Genomic DNA, 18,004 nt, shown 5'->3' with positions numbered 1-18,004 from the left:
GGGTGGAGATCCGCGGCGTTTTGGCAGCGGAGGAGCTTTTGGCGAGGATGGGTCAGAACTTGTTCCACAGATACTGGTTCACGTGTCACAGATGATTCGAGCTAATCACCTATGATGCTTACGCTTTTTGGGCATTCCCTTGCCCACCTAGGAACGGGTCCTCGGCGCCCGTGACGGATCCGTGACAACTTTCGGAGCCGACGCCCTCGCTTTCTCAAGCGCGACGACGGCGCGCTCCTGCGCGTCGCCCGTGTCGTGGAGGTATGCGGCGACCGTGGTAGCAAGGTGTTGGTGGCCGAGGAGCTTCTGGACCGACACCAGATCGGCGCCACCGGCGAGGGCGGAGGTCGCGGCGGAGTGGCGCAGGACGTGAGCGCCCTTGGTCTGGAGGCCGACCATCGCCTGCACGCGAGCGAGCCGATGACGGATGCCAGGCCGGCTGATCCGACCGCCGCTGCGTCCCTCGAACAGCGGGGCATCCTTCGGGCGGCCATCGACGAAGGGAACGAGCGCGGCCGTCAGCCGCTCGGTCATCGACAGGGTGCGCGGCTTGCCGTTCTTGGGCGGCGTGACCTCGCCGGTCGGGCTCACCGAGCGCTCGACTCGGAGCGTGCGGCGCTCGAGGTCCACGTCGCGGACCTCGAGCCCGATGAACTCACCCACCCGCAGCGCCGTCTCGCCGCACACCAGCAGGAGCGCGGCGTACTCGGGGCCGAGCTCCGTGGCCACGGAGACGAGCGCCTCGAACGTCCCGTCGTCGTACGCCTTCGAGACCGCCGCCTGGCGGTCCCTGATCTTCTCGATCTCCTCCGGCGGGGCGCTGCGCAGGCGAAGCACGTGGCAGCGCCGCAGCATCATGGCGAAGTCGTCCATCGCCTGGTTGATGGTCGTGGTCGCGTAGCCCCGCGCCCGCATCGCAGCGCGAACCTGGCTCGCCTCGGCCTCGCCCGCCTCCGCAACCGATGCGTCGCCCACGATCGCCACGACATGCTCGAGCTTCAGCCTCTTCGCCTCGATCGTCGAAGCCGCGTTGCCCCGCCCGGCGCAATCGGCGAGGTAGACCTTCACGGCCTCCCGAATCGTGTTGGGCCGCTTCGCCGATTGCACCGGCTGAGCCACCGGCTCGACCTTCTCCTCGACGGCCCTCGCCTTGCCGGCCTTGGCCTGCGGGGGCGGCCTCCCGGCTTCGATCTCCCGGCGGACCTGCTCGCCCCACCGCAGGGCCGCCGACTTGCTGGTGATCGAGCGCGGCGCGGTGTACCGGTACCGCTGTGCCTTGAGCCCACCGAGGGGCATGGCCTTGATGTCGACCTGCCATCCGGGCTCTTTCGTGTCCGTTCGTTGTCTCACCTTAACCATCTGCGCGTACCTTTCCGCGCAGTCCTGTGCCGGAGTTACCTCTGGCCAGGGCCGCGATCAAGTAAGGAATGGAAGATGTTGTTCGAGAGAGGCCGGGGCCGAACCTCTGGGTGCGTCTTCCCCTCCCCTCCCCTCCCCGTCGTCATACCCGCGATTAGTGCCGCTCCCCGAACTGAGCGAGCCACTTCTCAAGATCGCTTCGAAGCCATCGAACCCCCAGCCCCGGGATCTTGACGGGGGGCGGGAGTTGGGCGCGCGCCCGCATGTTCCGCACCTGCGCTTCAGTAGAGCCGATCCACTCGGCGACCTCGGAAGCCCTCAGCAGGGCTGATGAAGCGCTGGCCGGCTTCCAGCCCATGTCCGTGTTCCCTCCGCGAGCAGTACCTACCTTCACCACATTCCACCTCCGGTTAAATTGGCCACAGCCATCATTTCTTCCGCATGCTCAATCCAATGCCGATGCCGCACAGCACGCCGAACGCACCGGACACAGCGGCGCAGACCAGGGCCCGATTCTGGTCGGCGATGCCGAGGCGATGCAGGTCCGCGCGGGCCTGGCGGAGCTGATCAGTGAGCGCGCGCGCCTCGGCTCGCGCGAGCTCGAGGGCCTGCTCGACGTTCGAGGTCGTCATGGCCCTCGTCTCCGTCCCTTCGGCCAGAACGCGGCCGCGAGGGCGACGCCCAGCGCGCCGGTGATGACGAGCTTCTCCTCGAGGCCGACGGCCCTCATGGCGACGGCCTGGCCGCTGCCGTCGGCGTTCACGGTGCCCCGCCAGCGTGCGCCCGGGTAGAGCCGTGCGGTCAATGTCCACGGCTGAACGGTGACGACGAACACGTTGTCGGCGCTGCCGGCCATCCGCGAGATTTCAGCGAGCGCTGCGTTGAGATCCGGGACGTACTCGAGGACGCAGGACACGAACACGACGGCGGAGTCGTCGGCGATGTCGGCGATCGGGCCCTTGGTGATGTCGGCGACGACCGTGACCGGGCACCCGCGGCAGCCGTTCAAGTCGACGCACACGTCGCCGCAGCCGTAGGCACGCATCAGCCGGGTGTGCATGCCGGCGTCGGGGTCGCCGATCACGACGAGCCGGCGCCCGAGGGCCTCGGCCCGTTCGGTCGCGGCCTGAAAGGCGGCCGTTCGCTCGCGGAAGCGAATGAGGGCCGCGGCGCCTTCGACCAGGCCGACGTAGCCCAGGATCATGCGGGCTGCGATTTTGGGTGACGACACGTCAGCGCCACCTTTCGAGCGATGGGCCGCCGACCGTCGGCCAGAGATCCGCGGCGTCGGTGACGCAGATGCGATTGTCGAAATCGGTATTCACCCAATCCTCCGTTCTCGCGCCGGGCGGCGCGTCGTCGCATGTGCTTGTTTCCAAGGGCTCACTGCCGTGCAGCGGCCAGGGCGGCCGTCGCCAAGCCGAGGACGGCGATCCCCGTGGCGACATACGGGGCCCACTTCAGGATCGTCGCTACTCCTCTCGCGGCCTCGTTGGCGCCCGACGCGACCTCGCCGGCAGTCTCCGCTGCGGTCATGGCGGCTGTCTCAACGGACAGATAGAGCTGGCTCAGCGAGTTGTCGCGCAGAAAGTCGACGTCCCAGGTACGGATCGCATCGGCCCAGCCGTACTTGACCGTCTCCCAGGTCGTGTCGTCGGATGGGTCGTCGTGTAGTCCGCCGTCGTGCGTGGAGCCCTGGTTCTCGATCAGGATCGAGACTGGTGGCGGGTTGCCGTCGTGAGGCAAGACCGTCAGCCACGGGTCTTTGAACCACTCCTTCGACAGGCCGCGCATCCTCGTGATGAAAAGGTCGCGGGCGTCGCCTCGAGCGCCCGCATAGGCGTCGGTGGCGAGGGCCCGCGCGAGGTCGGTCAACGGGTCACGGTCGGCGGGCGCGATGAACTGGAGCGCCTGGAGGCGAGTGCGAAGATCGCGGTGCGGGTTGTCCAGGGCGCTCTCGAGGGCGTGTTTGATGGCAGGAGGCTTGCCGTCGTCAATACGCAGCAGCCACTTCGGATGCAGCCGCGCCAGGATCCCCTCCTCCTGGATCTGGGCGCCATAGCGGGCTTCTTTGTCGGCGTGCGTCCGTGCGACACCGTCAGCGGTGGCGGAGCTGATCGCCGCGTTGACGATCAGGAGCGCCTCCCACTTGCGGTCCTCGAGCTCCTCGAGTGTGAGGGTCGACAGCTCGTAGACCTTCTTCGCCAGGACGGCGATGTCCTTGTTGTCAGCCATCGGCCGAGGCTCCGGCGGCCTGGCGCTCGCGTTCGACGAGCGCCCGCATCGCGCTCACCTCATGCTCGAGGGCGACGACGCGGACGAGGCTCTGCGTGTGGTGCTGGTCGACCACCTCGGTGAACTCGCCGATCAGCTCGACGGCGCGCGCCACCTCTTGCTCCGTCGCCGCGAGGGGCAGCGGTGAGGCGACGGCGGGCTCCGTGATGGCCGAGGGCGTGGTCTCAGGCGCCGCTTCCGTGCCGGCCGAGGGCGCCTCGGCGGCGACCTCGCCCGTCTGCTCATGGGGGGCAGACCTCTGCCCTCGCGACGGCGCCGTGACTGGGGCGGGCGCGCTCTTGCCGGCGCGAAGTTCGTGGAGCTCCTGGCGCAGCTTGGCCAGCTCGGCCTCGGCGTGCTTCAGACGGAGGTCGAGCTCGGCCTCGTGGGCCGCCACGCGACGCTGGAGCGCGCCGAGCCGTTGCTCGACCAAGGCGACCAGCGAGGGCCGCGGCTCCGCCACGTTTGCCGTGGGCGGCGTGGCCGAAGCGGCAGCAGCGGCGTTGGACCAGGGCGTCGGCGGCTTGCCAGCAGCTCGGGCCGCGTCGAGGGCCTCGCGGGTGAACTCAGGCCGGACCTTCAGCAACCCGGGCGCGGTCATCGACGCCGGCGGAGTCGGCCACGTGGGCATCGCTCCTGGCGCCGGCATCGGCGATGCGGTCGTCGACGCCGGCGGGGTCGGCCATCTGGGCGTTGCTCCCGGCAGTGTCGGCGGCTCCATCGTCGGTGAAGGCGGGATCGGCCGCGCGTTACTCGGTCCCGGTTGCGGCGACGGCGGGGACACCGCTGCGTGCGGATTCGGCGGCGGCGTGACAACCGGCCCCGCATTCGTCGGCATCCCGCAACCGAACAGGACTGGCCGTCATGCTCGCACCGAACCGCCAAGCCTCACGTATCCGGGCCCGCGCAGGTGGTGCGGGCCTCGTATACTCATTCTGAGCGCGCCTGCGCGTGGAGGTCGCCCATGTCCCGCTGGGTCTCATCTGCCATCCTCGCCGTTTTCACCCTTCCCGCCTGTGCCGATCATGCACCGTCGTTCGCGGCCTTCGCAGCCTACGACTCGAAGATGTCCGGAGGGACAGGTGGCGGCAGCACCGACGGCGCGCCGATGACGACCGCGGAGGGGGGCACGAGCGCGTCGCCCATGGCGACGGCGGGCGACGCGGATGGGACCGACAGCGGTGGCGTGAGCAGCGGCGAGACCGGCTCCACCACCGCGAGCGACGCGGAACTGCTACAGCCGCGGATCCTCGAGGTCGATATGCCCGCGAAGGTCCACCTCGCGGGGCCGGTCGCCGTGAGCGTCACCACCGAGGACACGAGCCTCGTCCGCGCCTGGCTCGACGGCGTCGAGCTGGAGCCCTTCGCCGACCAGGGCGACGGCGTGTTCGTCGGTGAGGTGCCCATCTTCGGGGCGGTCGACAACGGCGAGCACGTGCTCGAAGTAACGGCGTCGAGCGGGCCGCTGGTGGCCCACTGGCCGCCGGCGACGTTCACGGTCGCTACGCCAGCCCCCGGCGGGCAGGCGTGGGCGACATTGGGGCCGAGCGGCTCGACCACGAGGCGCGTCGCCGTCACCCCCGAGGACGACGTGATCGAGGTCGGGTCGGTCGAGGTTGACGGGGTGTCGAAGCCGTCGATCCGCAAGCGTTCCCGCGCGAACGGGAGCGAGCTGTGGCCGGAGGGGACCATCGTCCTCGACGAGCGCGAGGGGTCGGCCGACGCGCTGGCCGTGCTCCCCGACGGGCGCATGTGGATCGCAATGAACGTCAAGAACGCGAACAAGCAGTGGCAGCCGCGGATCGTGCAGCTCGACGCCGCGGGCCACGAGACCGGCGTCGAGGCACCGACCGAGCCCGGCGCGACTGTGCGGGGGATCGCCGCCGACGACGAGGGCGGCGCCTTCGCAGTCGGGTTCGGAGGGTCGGGCTTCGGGGACATGGACATCGTGATGTGGTGGCTACGGCATGACGGCGTCGCCATGCACAGCGCGAAGACATGGGATCACGTGCCGGTCGGCGACCCGAATGCACCGGAATTCGACGATCTCGCGTTCGACGTGCTGCTCAAGGACGGCGTTGCGTGGATTGCCGGCGCGAGCACCGGCTTTCACGAGATCGACAAGAAACACACACGCGGCATCCTCGTGCAGATGGACCCGGAGACCGCCGCTCCGCTGGAGCCCCCGATTGTCGCGCCACCCTATGGCGACTGGAGCGATAGCATGTTCCTGGTCATCGGCGATCACCCGGACGGGGCGATCGTCACCGGCATGGAGGGCAAGAGTAGCGGCAATGCGCAGCAGATCACCGTGCAGGTGTACCAGCCTGACGGCGCGCGGACGTACTTGTGGAGCGGCTTTGCGAGCCCGGTGGCCTACGGGACGGGTGTCGCGTGGCTCTCCCACGGCGTGATGATCGTGTCGGGCGTCGTGCAGGACGGTGACGTGCTTCGCGGCCTCCTGTCTGGTCGCGGAGGGCCGGGGACGAATTTCGACCATTACTTCCCGGGTATCGAGCCCTCGGCCGCGAACGGCCTCGCACGTACGGCCTACAACCAGGTGCTCGTGGCGGGCGAGCGGACTTTGGGTGGCGTACGCCAGGCTCGAGTGGCGCGGATCCATCAGTGAGCGGTTTTACTGAGGGATAAAGGCGTTGCATGCGTCGTGAACGAGGCTCGCGGCGGCGCCGTTGAAGAACGGCGCGTAATTGTCCGCGCAGATGTCACCCTCTTCGCGGTAGGGGAACAGCCCGATCACGTCGCGGAGGTGCTGCCCGTAGGGTGGCGAATCATAAACGCAGCCCTCCACAGCCTCGCCCACCTGAAGCTGTGGGATGACAGCGAGTGCGACGATGGCGTGATCATCTCCACCCTTGGCGGCGACCACGGCCTCATAAACCTTATTCGCGCTCAACCATGAGTTTTCGTCGTCGGTGTCGGCAATGAACACGACGACGAGCAAGGCGTCGGGGCGGAGAAAGCCCGCGTTGCAGCCATCCGGTCCGTTGAGTTTAGGCGACACTGCCTCGACGAGCGAGTCGGCCATCTTCGTGTCCTTGCCGTCGCCCAGGGTGCCGACCTGGGCGATGCACTCGAACGCTTCGGGCTCCTGCTCACCAGCTATGTAGCGGTTGCCGTCGAGGTCGCAGGGCTTGTTGTACGCGTAGGGCCCGGCGTTGAAGACGAGCCCAGCGCCGAGGCGTTTGTCGCACGGCCCGACTTGATCGACATATTTTCCGCACTCGTAGCCGATTGCGTTCTCGCCGCAGTGACCCTGGTTCAGGCACCAGTCGGGCGACTCGCACACCTCGCCGCGCCAGTGGCCATCCGTGTTCACACTCATGATGTGCGTGTCGAACTCGGCGAAGTCCGCCGCGATCGTCTCGACGAACCCGGGGAAGCTGGCGAGCAGCTGAGCTTGCTCGTGTCGCATCGTGTGCATCGCCGAGATCAGGAACATGAAGTCGATCTTGCCCTTGCAGCCCTCGGGCGTCGGGTCGTCCAGGTCCGGCGGCGGCGCCATGTCGAACGTCGACACGGCGCCGGAGCTGCTCGCGGCGCTGTCCTCGCCGCCGCTCCCCGTCGAGGTTGACGAGGTCGATGTCGAGGTCGACGACGCCGCGCCCGAGCTGCTCAACGAGGGCTGGAAGGTCGTCACCCCGGGGCCCGTGGCGAAGCCGGAGGGCGCGTCGTTGTTGCAGCCGGAGAGGACGGCAGCGGCGAGCGCGAGACGGCGCATGGCTCCCCTAGCGTAGCGCGGGTGGCGCGGCATGTCACGCGCCTCGCCGGACCGTCGCGGCGCTTCCGGCAGCACCACTCCGTCGGCGGACCCGCCGTCGCGGGCGAGGGCCGCTCCTGCGAGAACCCGGGGCCGGGGGCGAAGTTGGGGAACGCGTCGTCGTTGCTCGGCCGACCACCGGACTCGCCGGGAGCGCGATCTGCCGGGTCCCGAGCGTCCGTCGTCTTTTCGAGGTCCGTCTCCCGTCACTCATGGTCAGCAGGATCGAGAGCGCCCTTAGGCGCCGCAGGAAGGACCGGGTCAACAGGCGAAATCAGTCGCTGGCGCTGAGCAGATGCGCGGACGAGCTTGGTAAGGCCGATGATCCACAGGACGCCCAGGGCCTTCGTCCACCAGCCTGGGTAGAAGATGAAGATGAGGAACGCAAGGTTGACGGCGTGATGTACCAGGCGGTTGTATCTTCCGAACAACCGGGTCATGAAGTGCTCATAGTCATCGAGACCGCTCAAACGAGAAGCGGGCGCAGGTACTTTTTCCGTCGATGAGGACTCGGCATCAGCAACCAGCATGCGCCGATGTCGCTGGACGAGCCGCTTGCGGGCAAGCCGCTCCACAAGGCCCCCCCAAAGTTGATAGTACAGGTAGAAGCCCAGCGCGGTCTGCCACCAGGCCACGTTAAAATGCAGCGTGAGCGGAAAGATGAGGGCGAAGAAGGGCAGCCAGAAGATGAGTGCGATGGGTGTCAGCAATGCCCGCGCCCAGAATTGATCAGTCGGCAACCAGCCCCAAGGCTGGGGGGGGAGCGGCGTATGAACTTTGAGCGCAGACATGGGCACCGTCTCGGCTAGTTCTGCGCGTTCTGGCATTTGTCATGCACGATGGCCCCGGTCTGCTTCCCCAGCCCGGTGCCCAGACTGACACAGGCGGCGGTGCCGAGACCTGTCGTCGCCAATTCACAGCCAGCGAACGCGCCGGCGGCGATTGCCAGGCCGCTGATTCCGGCCGCGAGACTGCAAAGGAGTCCTCGCGTCTCCGCCAGCACCTTGATGACCCCGTCATGGTCCCAGACTTGATAGACGCTTGCGACCAGGAGATGCGCTTCCTCATCGGTGAGAGCACCGAACGCGGTGCTCTCCGTGGTGACTTTGCCGTTTACGAATTCCTGCTCGGCGAGCACGCGCTGGTTGAGGATCAATCGCGCCACGCCGGTACCATCCTCGTCCATGCTTGTGGCAATGGTCACGTGACCGAGCGCGATGTGATAGTCGACCTGCATGTGGAGTCCGTCCGCCGTCTCCACGAAGGCGTCGACATGATGAAGGTCGATCGGCAATTCGAGGTTATTCAACGCTGTCTCTAGGTCAGCCTCGGCGGCATCGTTCGCCGTGGGCGCCCTGTCCGAAAACTCGTCCGGCGTGGCGGGCGCGGGACCGGCAGCGGGCGCTGCGAAGAGCGAGACGGCGATGAAGAGTTCGGTGAGCATATCCCGCCATGGCAAATGCTGGGCCGCTAACAAGCGGACGGCAAGATTCCCGGCCGCCGCTTCGGCGGCCCGGCCGTCCCGCCTGTGACCGAACAGGCCCCACACAAACAGGCGGAGGCTGCGACTCTCGCTCGCCCGGCGGGCGGAACTGTTCCGCGCCGACGTGTGCGAGCTGGCCGCCCTGGGTTGAGGCGCACTGCTGTGCCGGTCCGTGACTTCGCGGGTTCTCGAGGCGCGTCGAACTTCCCATGTTCACCCGCCCCCCGTTAATCTCGAACTCGTACACATAAGGAACCGCTCGCAATTTAAGAGCCGCCCGGCCGTCCGCGCCGCGACTCGGTGAGCAAGCCAGTGTAGCGGATGGTTAAGTGGCGGTACTCGTGTGGTGCGGGCGGCCTAAAAATTTTGCGGTCGCCCGCTGGATCATGCCAGACATGCGGCTCATGTTCATCGGAGGAGAAAACGAGTCATGAAGCGCATGCAATTCTTGAAGCTACTTCCGTCGGCGGCCTGTTTGGGGGCACTTCCGTGCATGGCCTTGGCGGGGGACGGCGCGCCCGCCGAGTACGAAGAGGTGAAGACAAACTCGGCGGGGGAAGCGCCCGAGGAACGCAGATTCGTTCTCCAAACGTATAACTGGCCAGAACTTGAATCATACTTGGGAGGCAGGAATCCGATCTCCTCCTGCGCAAGTCTTTATGGAGAGTGGCGTTGTGATGAGATCGCCAGAGCGAAGATCGCGTCCGTCTTCTGTGAGCGACAGGGCGCACTCGACTGGCAGTCTTTTTTGCCAGACTGTGGCGATTGGCCCTTCATGATGAAAACTGTCTATCAGGAGTTTGTTATCAACGGACAAGTCCGTCGACAGTGGACTACGGGACCGAGCGCCTGCCGATTTCGCTACGTGGTTTGCTCGTTCGATGTGCCCTAGCGACGATCCGCCGGCGCCCATGCAGCTCCGCGGGGGATCACATCGCTATCTTGCTCGGTCTGCACCAGCTCGGCCTGGTAGGTCCGCATCGACTCGACGGCGATGCAGAGTCAGGCCAGACGACGGGCAGCGCGGACGACAGGGGGAGCACGTCGCGGTGCGGCGCGGGCGAGCGCCGCCAGGTCCAACGTCGAGGGAGGGGTATGCCTTTCGACATGTCCTGGGACCCACGTGGCCGATGCCGAGCTCGCGCGCGGCGACGAAGAACGTAAGGGGCGCGCGGACCGCGAGCCCGGCGCCGACGCACGCGTCAGTCCGTCTCGTCGTTACCGAGCCGCTCCTGGCGGCGCCACCTCGGCAGCGTGACGAGAATCTCAGCAGTTTCGAGCTCGCGCACCCGCGCGAGCAGCCACGTCATCGCGGCCTCGTGCTCGAGATCGCCGTGGATCGGCCGCGACGCGCCGATCCACGGCGACACCCGGTTCCAGTCGACAGTCCAGCCCGGCGGCAAGTTGGTGGCGAGCGCCGCGATCGCGTCGTATGCAGCTCGGTCATCCGAGAATGGTAACTGTACGATGAACCGCGTCATGACGGCGCGGGCGCGTCCGGACTATACCGGCGGGGCATGGTCGGCGAGCGTGATGGCGCGGAAGACGTTGGCGGCGAGACGCTGCTGAGCGTCCTCGTGCTGGCGGGTCTGCTTCCAGGAGGCGGGAGCGAGCTCGAGGACGCGGCTCTTGGGCCAGGACGGCAGGACGCAGAAGAGGTCGCGCAGGTAAGCCCAGGGCTCGATGCCGTGGAGCTGGCAGCTGGCCAGGAGGGACACGAAGAGCGTGTTGGTGCGGGCGCCCTCGTCGCTGCCGAGGAACAGCCAGTTTTTCCTGCCGAGGACCTCGCGGCGGAGGTTCCGCTCGCTCACGTTGTTGTCGAGCGGCAGACGGCCGTCGACGAGGAAGCGCGTGAGTGCGGTCCGCTGGTTCTGCGCGTAGCGGATCGCCCTGGCGATCGGCGTCTCGTCGAGGACATCGGCGGCTTGCTCGTCACACCATGCGAAGAAGGCGTCGACGATCGGCCGCGACTTCTCGCGGCGGGTCTCTTCGCGCTTCTTCCGCGGCGCGGTCTTGATGGAGCGCTCGACGCGGAAGAGCCCCTTGATCAGCGCCAGGCCGCGTTCGGCCCGCTCGGGGTCCGAGCTCAGCGCCTTGAAGAAGTACCTCCGCGCGTGGGCCCAACACGCGACTTCGACGACGTTGCCTGTGTCGTACAAATGATCGTAGACCGAGTGGGCGTCGGCCACGAGGTAGCCCTTGTAGCCGGCGAGAAAGCGGTCGACCGCGGCGCTGTCGTGCTTGTGCGAGAAGCGGTAGAGGACGTGGCGCTCGGGCGCGACGAGGACCCAGAAGTGAGCGCGCTGGCACTGCTCCTCGGCGCGCACGAGGACGCCGGTCGCGTCGGTGCACAGGTACGGCGCCTGCAGAGCGTCGCGCAGCATCGCCTCCACGAGCGGCTCGACGAGGTCGGCGAGCTGCTCGTGCCAGCCGCAGATCGTCGAGCGCGACAGCTCGAGACCGTCACGGGCGTAGATGCTCTCCTGGCGGTGCAGCGGCGTGTGGTCCTGCCACCGACGGACGATCGTGTCGGCGAGCATCCCGGGCCCAGCGAGCCCGCGCTCGATCGGCCGCTCCGGCGGCTCGGCGATCTTCACCGGCGAAGGATCGGCGAGGTCCTCGACGATGCGCACAAACTTCGGCCGCACGAGCCGGACCACGACCAGCGACTCCGGCCGGCGCTCGATGACCTCGCTGATCTCCTCGCCGATCCGCTTGAACGCAGCGAGGCCCTCCTGCTGCACTTCAGGCGGCAGCACCTCGATGTCGACCCGCGGCAGGTTACAGCCGTTACATCGTCCACTGGGACCTCCGCGAGTCGATGACCGAACGAGACGTCGAGTGCATCCTGCAGCGCGCCCGGGAGCTGTTCCCCGGGGCGCGGCCCCGCATCGTCACCGACAACGGCCCCCAGTTCATCGCCCGCGATTTCAAGGAGTTCATCCGCGTCGCCGGCATGACCCACGTCCGGATCTCACCCGGCTACCCGCAGTCCAACGGCAAGCTCGAACGCTGGCACAAAACCTTCAAGTCCACGGCCTTACGGCCCGCAGCGCCATCGACGATCGATGAGGCCCGTCGCGTCACCGCCGACTTCGTCGAGCACTACAACGCCCGCCGCCTCCACAGTGCCATCGGCTACATTGCGCCGGTCGACAAGCTCGCCGGCCGCGAAGCTGCGATCTTCGTCGAACGCGACCGCAAACTCGAGGCCGCGCGAGAGCTCCGCCGTCAACGCCGAGAACTTGCTCGCCGACAACAAACCCACCATCATCCCAACCAGACCTGCCCACCCGCAAGTCCGTAAGCCGCACCTCCCTCGGTTGCATTCACGCTGAGCCAATACACCCGCATCCTCTACGGCGCCCGAGCTCCGCCCAGGCCGCCACGGCCCATCCCCCGGGCCAGGTGTTGTTGTTCGCCTGCTGCGCCCGGGTTCTTGCGGCCAGTTCGCCATGGTGTTCGCGCTGTAGCCCCGTTCGATAACGAGCGCCCTGGACCACGGTATAGCCCTCATCCGAGGCCATCGGCACCTCGAGCGCTGGACCCGGCGCGAGAATTGTGGTCTGAAACTTCTCAAGCGCGCGGCCTTCATCGCGGTTCTGTACGGGTGATGTACAACCTCCATCCTCTCCTTCTCGCCATCCTCGCGGTGGGTGCGACCGCCTGCGACGCGACGCGCCCTCGCGCCGTCACCCAGCCGCCTCCGCACGAGAGCGCGAAGCCGTCCGAGAAGCGCGTCACGCTCGCCGACGTCGGGCTCGATGCGGCCTCGCTCGATCGCACGGCCGATCCATGTCAGGACTTCTATCAGTACGCGTGCGGTGGCTGGCTCGCCACGCACGAGATCCCGGCCGATCGCGTGCGGTGGGGCAAGAACATCGAGGTCGGCGATCGAATCCAGGGCGAGCTGCGGGCGCTGCTCGAGAGCGCAGCATCGGAGCCCGCCGGCACGTTCTACGCGACGTGCGTCGACGAGGCGGCTCGCGAAGCCTCCGGCACCGCCGGCATCGATCCACTGCTCAAGACCGTGCGCGCGGTGCGCGATCGAAAGTCGCTGATCGCCGCGGTCGCCGAGCTCCACCGTCACAAAGTCGCCGCGCTGTTCGTGATCGCCAGCGAACAAGACGCGCGCGACGCGTCGCAGATGATCGCGAGCATCGATCAGAGCGACTTCGGGATGCTCGACCGGCACCACTACCTCGACGACGATGCGCGAGCGAAGGAGATCCGCGCGTTCTACGTCGAGCACGTCGGCCGCATGCTGCAGCTCGCGGGCACCAAGCCCGCCGAGGCGAAGCGGGCGGCGGCCGGTATCGTGGCGCTGGAGATCGAGCTCGCGAAGGTGTGGAAGACGCCGGTCGAGCGGCGCGATCCGGCGGGGATGTACAACAAGCTCGACCGCGCCGGGCTCGCGCGCCTCGCGCCGGCGTGGGACTGGGACGCGTACTTCAAGGCGCTCGGGTTCGCAGGCCTGCGCGAGGTCAACGTCACCGCGCCGGCGCTCCTGCAGGGCATCGAGCGGCTGCTCGGGTCGACCAAGCCGGAGCTGTGGCGCGCCTACCTCGAGTGGAAGGTGCTGAGCACCACCGCCGCGGCGCTGCCCAAGCGGTTCGAAGACGAAGCGTTCGCGCTGCGCCACCTGGTGACCGGGACGGAGCGGCTCCCCGACCGCTGGAAGCGATGCGTGATGACGACCGACGAGCTGCTCGGCGATGCGCTCGGCCGGCTGTTCGTCGGCCGCCACTTCGCGGAAGGCGACCGCGAGGCCGTGCGCGGGATGATCGCCGTGATCCGCGAGGCGTTCGGCAAGCGGCTCGATCAGCTCGATTGGATGGACGCCAAGACCAAGCAGCGCGCCCGCGAGAAGAGCAAGCAGATGAGCTCGCTGATCGGTTATCCGAGCACCTGGCGCGTCTACGACTTCCCGCTCGACTCCAAGGTGCACGCGGCGAACGTGCTCGCCGCGCGCGCGTTCGAGGTCAAGCACCAGCTGTCCAGGGTCGGTAAGCCGGTCGACCGCGAGGAGTGGCACATGACCGCGCCGTCGGTGAATGCGTTCTACGATCCACAGCGCAACCAGATGGGCTTTCCGGCGGGCTATCTGCAGCCACCGTTCTACTCGCGTCGCGCGAGCGTTGCCGTGAACATGGGCGCGGCCGGCGAGACCATCGGCCACGAGCTGACGCACGGCTTCGACGACGCGGGCTCGCAGTACGACGCCAAGGGCGACCTCGTCTCGTGGTGGGAGCCCGAGACGCGCAAGCGCTTCGAGGCCAAGACCCAGTGCGTGGTCGATCAATTCTCGGCCTACGAGACGCTCGGCGAGAAGGTCAATGGCAAGCTGACGCTCGGCGAGAACCTCGCCGACCTCGGCGGCGTCGAGCTCGCGTTCGAGGCGTACCGAGCGTTACGCGCCGGCGCTGCGGAGCGCCTCGTGGCCGACGGCTTCGACGAAGATCAGCAGTTCTTCCTGGCGCTCGCTCAGAAGCAGTGCACGAAGTGGCGCGAACCGCGAGAGCGCGCGCTGCTCAAGACCGGCATCCACGCGCCGAAGCGATTCCGGGTGAACGGGGCGGTCACCAACATGCCCGAGTTCGCCGCCGCGTTCTCGTGCGCCGAGGGCGCGCCCATGAACCCCCGGCAGCGTTGCGAGGTCTGGTGAGATCGTTCGCGCCGTCGCTCGCGATCGCTGTGGCTTGCGGCTCGCCACTGGCACCTCGCGCGCCGTTCGCGATCGAAGGCGCGGCCGCGTTGCTCGGCGATGGGGTCTGCTGATCGGCGAGGCGATCGAAGACCGCCGGGCGGGGCGGCGCGGGTGAGCCGACCGCGCTCCGGTGATCGCGTCCTTCGCCTCGTAGACGCTGGCCGTCGCGCCGGAGCCGATCCGCCAGATCAGCTTGTAGCGCTTGCCGAGGATCTTGCCGCTGCGATCGACGTCGTCCACGTGACCCGTCGATCCGCCGCCACCGCCCGCGCAGGTCGCGAGCGAGACGCCGGCGCCGGCCGAACCGGCGGTAGAAGCCGTGCGGCCAGCGCCGCCGTCGATCGCTGACGGCACCGACGAACCGCCTGCGCAGCGGCCGGGTCTGATCTGAAACCGGCCGATTCCACTTCCGAGAGGAGTGAGCAGGGGCGAGGCTTGAACGCCGTTCTGGCAGACGCCGAGGTCGGGCTTTGGTGATGTGGTGTACAGGAGGCGCTAGGCCCCTCCACGGGGCCCTATACGAGGGGTTGTCTCGAAAACTGCCCGAATCGCGACAAAATCGGGACGAATTTTCGAGACGTCCGGGAGATCGCGCTGTCGCGCATCAGGGGCCTTAGACGGGGCTGGACGCGTCCCCGGACCAAGCTTCGGGGCCGGAGGTCGCAGCGCCGTCGCGACAGCCGCGACGCGCCCGGGGAGCTGGACTTCCGCTGCGTGGAACGCATCCCTGACCAGTGCCAGGAGCGGCGGGCGCGACTGCGGCGGCACTCGCTGTTGTCCTCGAACGAACCAGGTCCAGCTCGACCGGCGTCACCAGGTCGAGCTTGACCTCGCGGCGCGACGTCACGCTCACGAGAAGGAAATGTCGAGGATCGTGAAGGTGCGCGGGCCGGCGGCCTCGAACGACGGCTCGCCCGCCCCGCGTGCGATCGCTTATCCTGTCGCGGGCTCATGAGCATCCCGAAGCGCGGTGCGAGGCGGATCATCGTCGACGGTCAGGAGTATGGGTGGCAGCTCCGCCGGCGGCCGACGCCCGATCAGCGGAGCGGCCGGACGCCGCTGCTGCTCGCCGTCGCGGCGCGCGACCGAGACGGCCCCGCGTTGCTCGTCCGCCTCCATCGTCCTCACCCGGGCAACCAGGTCGGTCTCACCTCCGCCGCCGTCACGCCGCGCGAGGTCGCCGAGCTGGTGCGCGAGGGTCTTCGCGCCGGCTGGCAACCTGCGCGACCCGGCCGGCAGTTCATCCTCGAACCGCGCGCCGCGGCCCGCGGCCCGCAGACATGGCCCCGAGGACAGGTACCATGTTCGCGCGAGCAGCTGCTCGCGCTCGCCCGCGGCCGCGAGTCCTGCGATCGACTGCGCCTCGCCGACACTCCGACCCACGTCTCCTGGCCCGCCGGCGGCGGGTTTCAGCCATGCGCGATCGTCATCAACGACCGTGACTTGATCGAGTGGGTCCGCGAGGTCGAGCGCCCGCACGCCGCCCGAGAGATCGCCGAGCGGCGCCGCGACGACCCTGGGCTCGACCTCAACGTCGACGGCCTCGTCGGCGACTACCTCCACCTCACGCGCCGCGAATTGGCCCTCCCGAGCCGTCACCTCTTCGAGCCCTCGGACGACATCCGCCACAGCTTCGGCGTCGCTGCCGACGACCCGATCCACGCCAAGACCACGGTCCTCCAGTGCACCTGCGGGATCCTCGAGTGCTGGTTCTTGCTGGTTCGCATCACTCTCTTCGACGCCTACGAGCGCGCGCTCGCCGAGTGACCCCGTGGCGCCCGAGCTCCACCTTCTCCGCGGCCCACCTGCGGCATGCCCCGCGTGTCAGGTCCGCCGAGTCCCGCCGCCGCGCGGACAGCGACATCCAGGTCTGGCGACCCGACCGCGACGGTCGCGGGGTCGTCGACGTGCTGCGCCACGCCGGTTGACGCGTTACATTGCCGCATGAGTTTCTTCGACCGCTTTCGCAAGAAAAAGCCTCCGACGGAGGACTCCGAGCAAACCACGGTCCCTCGCGGGCACCGCGTGGTGGTACATGCAGCGCCCGTCGAGCCGAGCGTGCAGTCGACTACGGGCAACGTCGTGATCGCGGGCTTCGGCGTCGCCGGCGACGATCCGGAGCGCGAGCTCACCTATGTCCTGGGTGCGCTCGACGCCGCGTTGCGCGAACCCGCCGGTCCCGCGTTGGTCGTCCACGTCAACCGCGAGCTCCGTATCTCCGAGCTGTTCGCGCCGGCGGATCCCGAGGTCGTCCAGTTTCACGCGCCCGTACATTGGGTATTTCATCAGGGCAGCGTGGCAGCCATGACGGCCGACTCGCGCCGCCTGCAGGCGCTGCTGCGGACGATGCATCGACTACGAACAACCGCGAACCCACCGATCTCGCAGGCCGTCTATATCGTCGATCCGCCCGGACCGCAGACCCTTCCGTTCGCCCGGCTCGTCCGCGGCGTCGGCATCCCGGTCAAACAGCCCGACGACCGTGACGGTGGCCTCGTCGTCCTGATCGAGGTCGAGCGACCAGAGGGCATCGTCCTGTGTGTGCACGCCGGCCGCGACTACCCCGACGACGCGCCCTTCGATCCTTATGCACACACCTGTAACGAGGCCAGAGATCGCGCCGAGGCGGCCGGCGACGCCGCGCTCGTCGAGCACCTCGCCGCCGAGGAGCGCGCCGGGCTCGCCGGGCGCATCGCGGCTCCCGAGGCCGCGCCCGCGGTCCTGCGCGCGCACCGACTCGGCCGCATTATCCTCGCGCTCGAGCGCGACGAGCCCGGCGCCCTTGAGGCGCTATGCGCCGAACTCCTGGCCCGCGCCGCGCCCCTCTACATGATGCGCGAACCCGACACCGGCGCGATCGAGGTCCGCGTCTACGGCGACGCCGGTCGTGCGCTACCGGCGTTCACCGATCTCCTCTGCCTCGAGCGAGCGAGCCGGGACATGGGCTTGCCACGCGATGCCTTCGAGATCGGCGTCATCCACCCGTACCAGCTGCTCGCCATGGCGGCCGACGGCGGACTGGGCGTGGCGATCTGCACGTATCGCGACGATACACCGGTCTATGCCGTACTCTCCGGCGAGCGGGTCCAGGCCATGACCGCAGTCGTGCCATGACCGCGCCTGACGTCCGGCGTGGTCTCCTCGACACTCTTGGCCAACCGAATCCTCACCGCGGGGCGCATTGCCGCTCTCCGAGAACGCCGGTTCCACTTCCCACAAGGAGAGTCGCACGACCCTATAAACAACGTTCAGGCGAGCGTCTGAGGCCAGATGTTGGTGATGTGGTGTAGAAGCACAGCTGCACCCCCGTGTGGGCTCGATTACTGTCAGCGACGATCTCGATCTGCGTAAATCCAGCGGCGAGGCGACGAAATGGTTTTGGTAGAAACTCGACGGGCCGCAG

At 68.0% G+C, this 18,004-nt stretch carries 15 protein-coding genes; 5 read left to right on the top strand and 10 right to left on the bottom strand.

Going from position 1 to position 18,004, the window contains the following annotated elements:
• Window positions 1-147 precede the first annotated feature (147 nt).
• The 5 genes from NAEX_RS27500 to NAEX_RS52275 all read right to left on the bottom strand — a co-directional run bounded on the left by NAEX_RS27500 (window position 148) and on the right by NAEX_RS52275 (window position 4,066).
• On the bottom strand, window positions 148-1,359 hold the full coding sequence (locus NAEX_RS27500) for a tyrosine-type recombinase/integrase (protein ID WP_096330452.1): 1,212 nt from the start codon (window positions 1,357-1,359) through the stop codon (window positions 148-150).
• A gap of 428 nt (window positions 1,360-1,787) precedes the next feature.
• Window positions 1,788-1,991, bottom strand: a complete 204-nt coding sequence (locus NAEX_RS27490) for a hypothetical protein (RefSeq protein ID WP_096330450.1) — start codon at window positions 1,989-1,991, stop codon at window positions 1,788-1,790.
• Complete coding sequence (locus NAEX_RS27485; RefSeq protein WP_170136049.1) at window positions 1,988-2,590, bottom strand: class I SAM-dependent methyltransferase; 603 nt, start codon at window positions 2,588-2,590, stop codon at window positions 1,988-1,990. The genes NAEX_RS27490 and NAEX_RS27485 overlap by 4 nt, the downstream gene beginning before the upstream one ends.
• 152 nt (window positions 2,591-2,742) lie before the next feature.
• Entirely contained in the window at window positions 2,743-3,594 is an 852-nt protein-coding gene (locus NAEX_RS27480; RefSeq protein WP_096330448.1) for a hypothetical protein, read from the bottom strand.
• On the bottom strand, window positions 3,587-4,066 hold the full coding sequence (locus NAEX_RS52275) for a hypothetical protein (protein ID WP_143825638.1): 480 nt from the start codon (window positions 4,064-4,066) through the stop codon (window positions 3,587-3,589). Before NAEX_RS52275 ends, NAEX_RS27480 begins: the two co-directional genes overlap by 8 nt.
• 531 nt (window positions 4,067-4,597) lie before the next feature.
• On the opposite strand from NAEX_RS52275, the gene NAEX_RS27470 reads away from it, so the two are divergent.
• Window positions 4,598-6,262: a hypothetical protein gene (locus NAEX_RS27470; protein WP_096330446.1), complete on the top strand. Its 1,665-nt coding sequence runs from the start codon at window positions 4,598-4,600 to the stop codon at window positions 6,260-6,262.
• Between the two features lie 6 nt (window positions 6,263-6,268).
• On the opposite strand, the gene NAEX_RS27465 is transcribed toward NAEX_RS27470, so the two are convergent.
• From NAEX_RS27465 to tnpC, 5 genes are all read right to left on the bottom strand, one after another.
• Entirely contained in the window at window positions 6,269-7,372 is a 1,104-nt protein-coding gene (locus NAEX_RS27465) for a hypothetical protein (RefSeq protein WP_143141507.1), read from the bottom strand.
• A 245-nt stretch (window positions 7,373-7,617) separates the two neighbouring features.
• The gene (locus tag NAEX_RS27455) at window positions 7,618-8,202 is read right to left on the bottom strand and encodes a hypothetical protein (protein ID WP_143825637.1); all 585 of its coding nucleotides are present in this window, start codon (window positions 8,200-8,202) and stop codon (window positions 7,618-7,620) included.
• Window positions 8,203-8,216: 14 nt separating this feature from the next.
• Window positions 8,217-8,960: a hypothetical protein gene (locus NAEX_RS27450; RefSeq protein WP_096330442.1), complete on the bottom strand. Its 744-nt coding sequence runs from the start codon at window positions 8,958-8,960 to the stop codon at window positions 8,217-8,219.
• Between the two features lie 1,136 nt (window positions 8,961-10,096).
• Window positions 10,097-10,375, bottom strand: a complete 279-nt coding sequence (locus tag NAEX_RS27445) for a hypothetical protein (protein ID WP_096330441.1) — start codon at window positions 10,373-10,375, stop codon at window positions 10,097-10,099.
• A 21-nt stretch (window positions 10,376-10,396) separates the two neighbouring features.
• Window positions 10,397-11,653 (bottom strand): IS66 family transposase, encoded by a 1,257-nt coding sequence (gene tnpC / locus NAEX_RS27440; protein WP_100793608.1) that lies wholly within the window; start codon window positions 11,651-11,653, stop codon window positions 10,397-10,399.
• A 62-nt stretch (window positions 11,654-11,715) separates the two neighbouring features.
• Here tnpC and NAEX_RS27435 point away from each other — a divergent pair, with 62 nt between their 5' ends.
• From NAEX_RS27435 to NAEX_RS27420, 4 genes are all read left to right on the top strand, one after another.
• Complete coding sequence (locus NAEX_RS27435; protein ID WP_096330439.1) at window positions 11,716-12,201, top strand: integrase core domain-containing protein; 486 nt, start codon at window positions 11,716-11,718, stop codon at window positions 12,199-12,201.
• Between the two features lie 306 nt (window positions 12,202-12,507).
• Entirely contained in the window at window positions 12,508-14,559 is a 2,052-nt protein-coding gene (locus NAEX_RS27430) for a M13 family metallopeptidase (RefSeq protein WP_096330438.1), read from the top strand.
• A 993-nt stretch (window positions 14,560-15,552) separates the two neighbouring features.
• Window positions 15,553-16,368, top strand: coding sequence for a hypothetical protein (locus NAEX_RS27425; RefSeq protein WP_096330437.1), 816 nt, complete (start codon window positions 15,553-15,555; stop codon window positions 16,366-16,368).
• 177 nt (window positions 16,369-16,545) lie between these two features.
• On the top strand, window positions 16,546-17,715 hold the full coding sequence (locus tag NAEX_RS27420; RefSeq protein WP_143141576.1) for a hypothetical protein: 1,170 nt from the start codon (window positions 16,546-16,548) through the stop codon (window positions 17,713-17,715).
• Window positions 17,716-18,004: the final 289 nt, after the last annotated feature.

The organism is Nannocystis exedens (assembly GCF_002343915.1).
GTDB classification, from domain to species: domain Bacteria; phylum Myxococcota_A; class Polyangia; order Nannocystales; family Nannocystaceae; genus Nannocystis; species Nannocystis exedens.
Note: the sequence above shows the minus strand (reverse complement) of the source record. Positions and strands in the feature narration are given on the sequence as shown.

Coding starts and splice junctions, on each gene's coding strand:
- NAEX_RS27500 (WP_096330452.1), bottom strand. CDS start 1,359: ATGGTTAAGGTGAGACAACGAACGGACACGAAAGAGCCCGGATGGCAG.
- NAEX_RS27420 (WP_143141576.1), top strand. CDS start 16,546: ATGAGTTTCTTCGACCGCTTTCGCAAGAAAAAGCCTCCGACGGAGGAC.
- NAEX_RS27490 (WP_096330450.1), bottom strand. CDS start 1,991: ATGACGACCTCGAACGTCGAGCAGGCCCTCGAGCTCGCGCGAGCCGAG.
- NAEX_RS27465 (WP_143141507.1), bottom strand. CDS start 7,372: ATGCGCCGTCTCGCGCTCGCCGCTGCCGTCCTCTCCGGCTGCAACAAC.
- NAEX_RS27430 (WP_096330438.1), top strand. CDS start 12,508: ATGTACAACCTCCATCCTCTCCTTCTCGCCATCCTCGCGGTGGGTGCG.
- NAEX_RS27445 (WP_096330441.1), bottom strand. CDS start 10,375: ATGACGCGGTTCATCGTACAGTTACCATTCTCGGATGACCGAGCTGCA.
- NAEX_RS27455 (WP_143825637.1), bottom strand. CDS start 8,202: ATGTCTGCGCTCAAAGTTCATACGCCGCTCCCCCCCCAGCCTTGGGGC.
- NAEX_RS27425 (WP_096330437.1), top strand. CDS start 15,553: ATGAGCATCCCGAAGCGCGGTGCGAGGCGGATCATCGTCGACGGTCAG.
- NAEX_RS27470 (WP_096330446.1), top strand. CDS start 4,598: ATGTCCCGCTGGGTCTCATCTGCCATCCTCGCCGTTTTCACCCTTCCC.
- NAEX_RS27480 (WP_096330448.1), bottom strand. CDS start 3,594: ATGGCTGACAACAAGGACATCGCCGTCCTGGCGAAGAAGGTCTACGAG.
- NAEX_RS27435 (WP_096330439.1), top strand. CDS start 11,716: ATGACCGAACGAGACGTCGAGTGCATCCTGCAGCGCGCCCGGGAGCTG.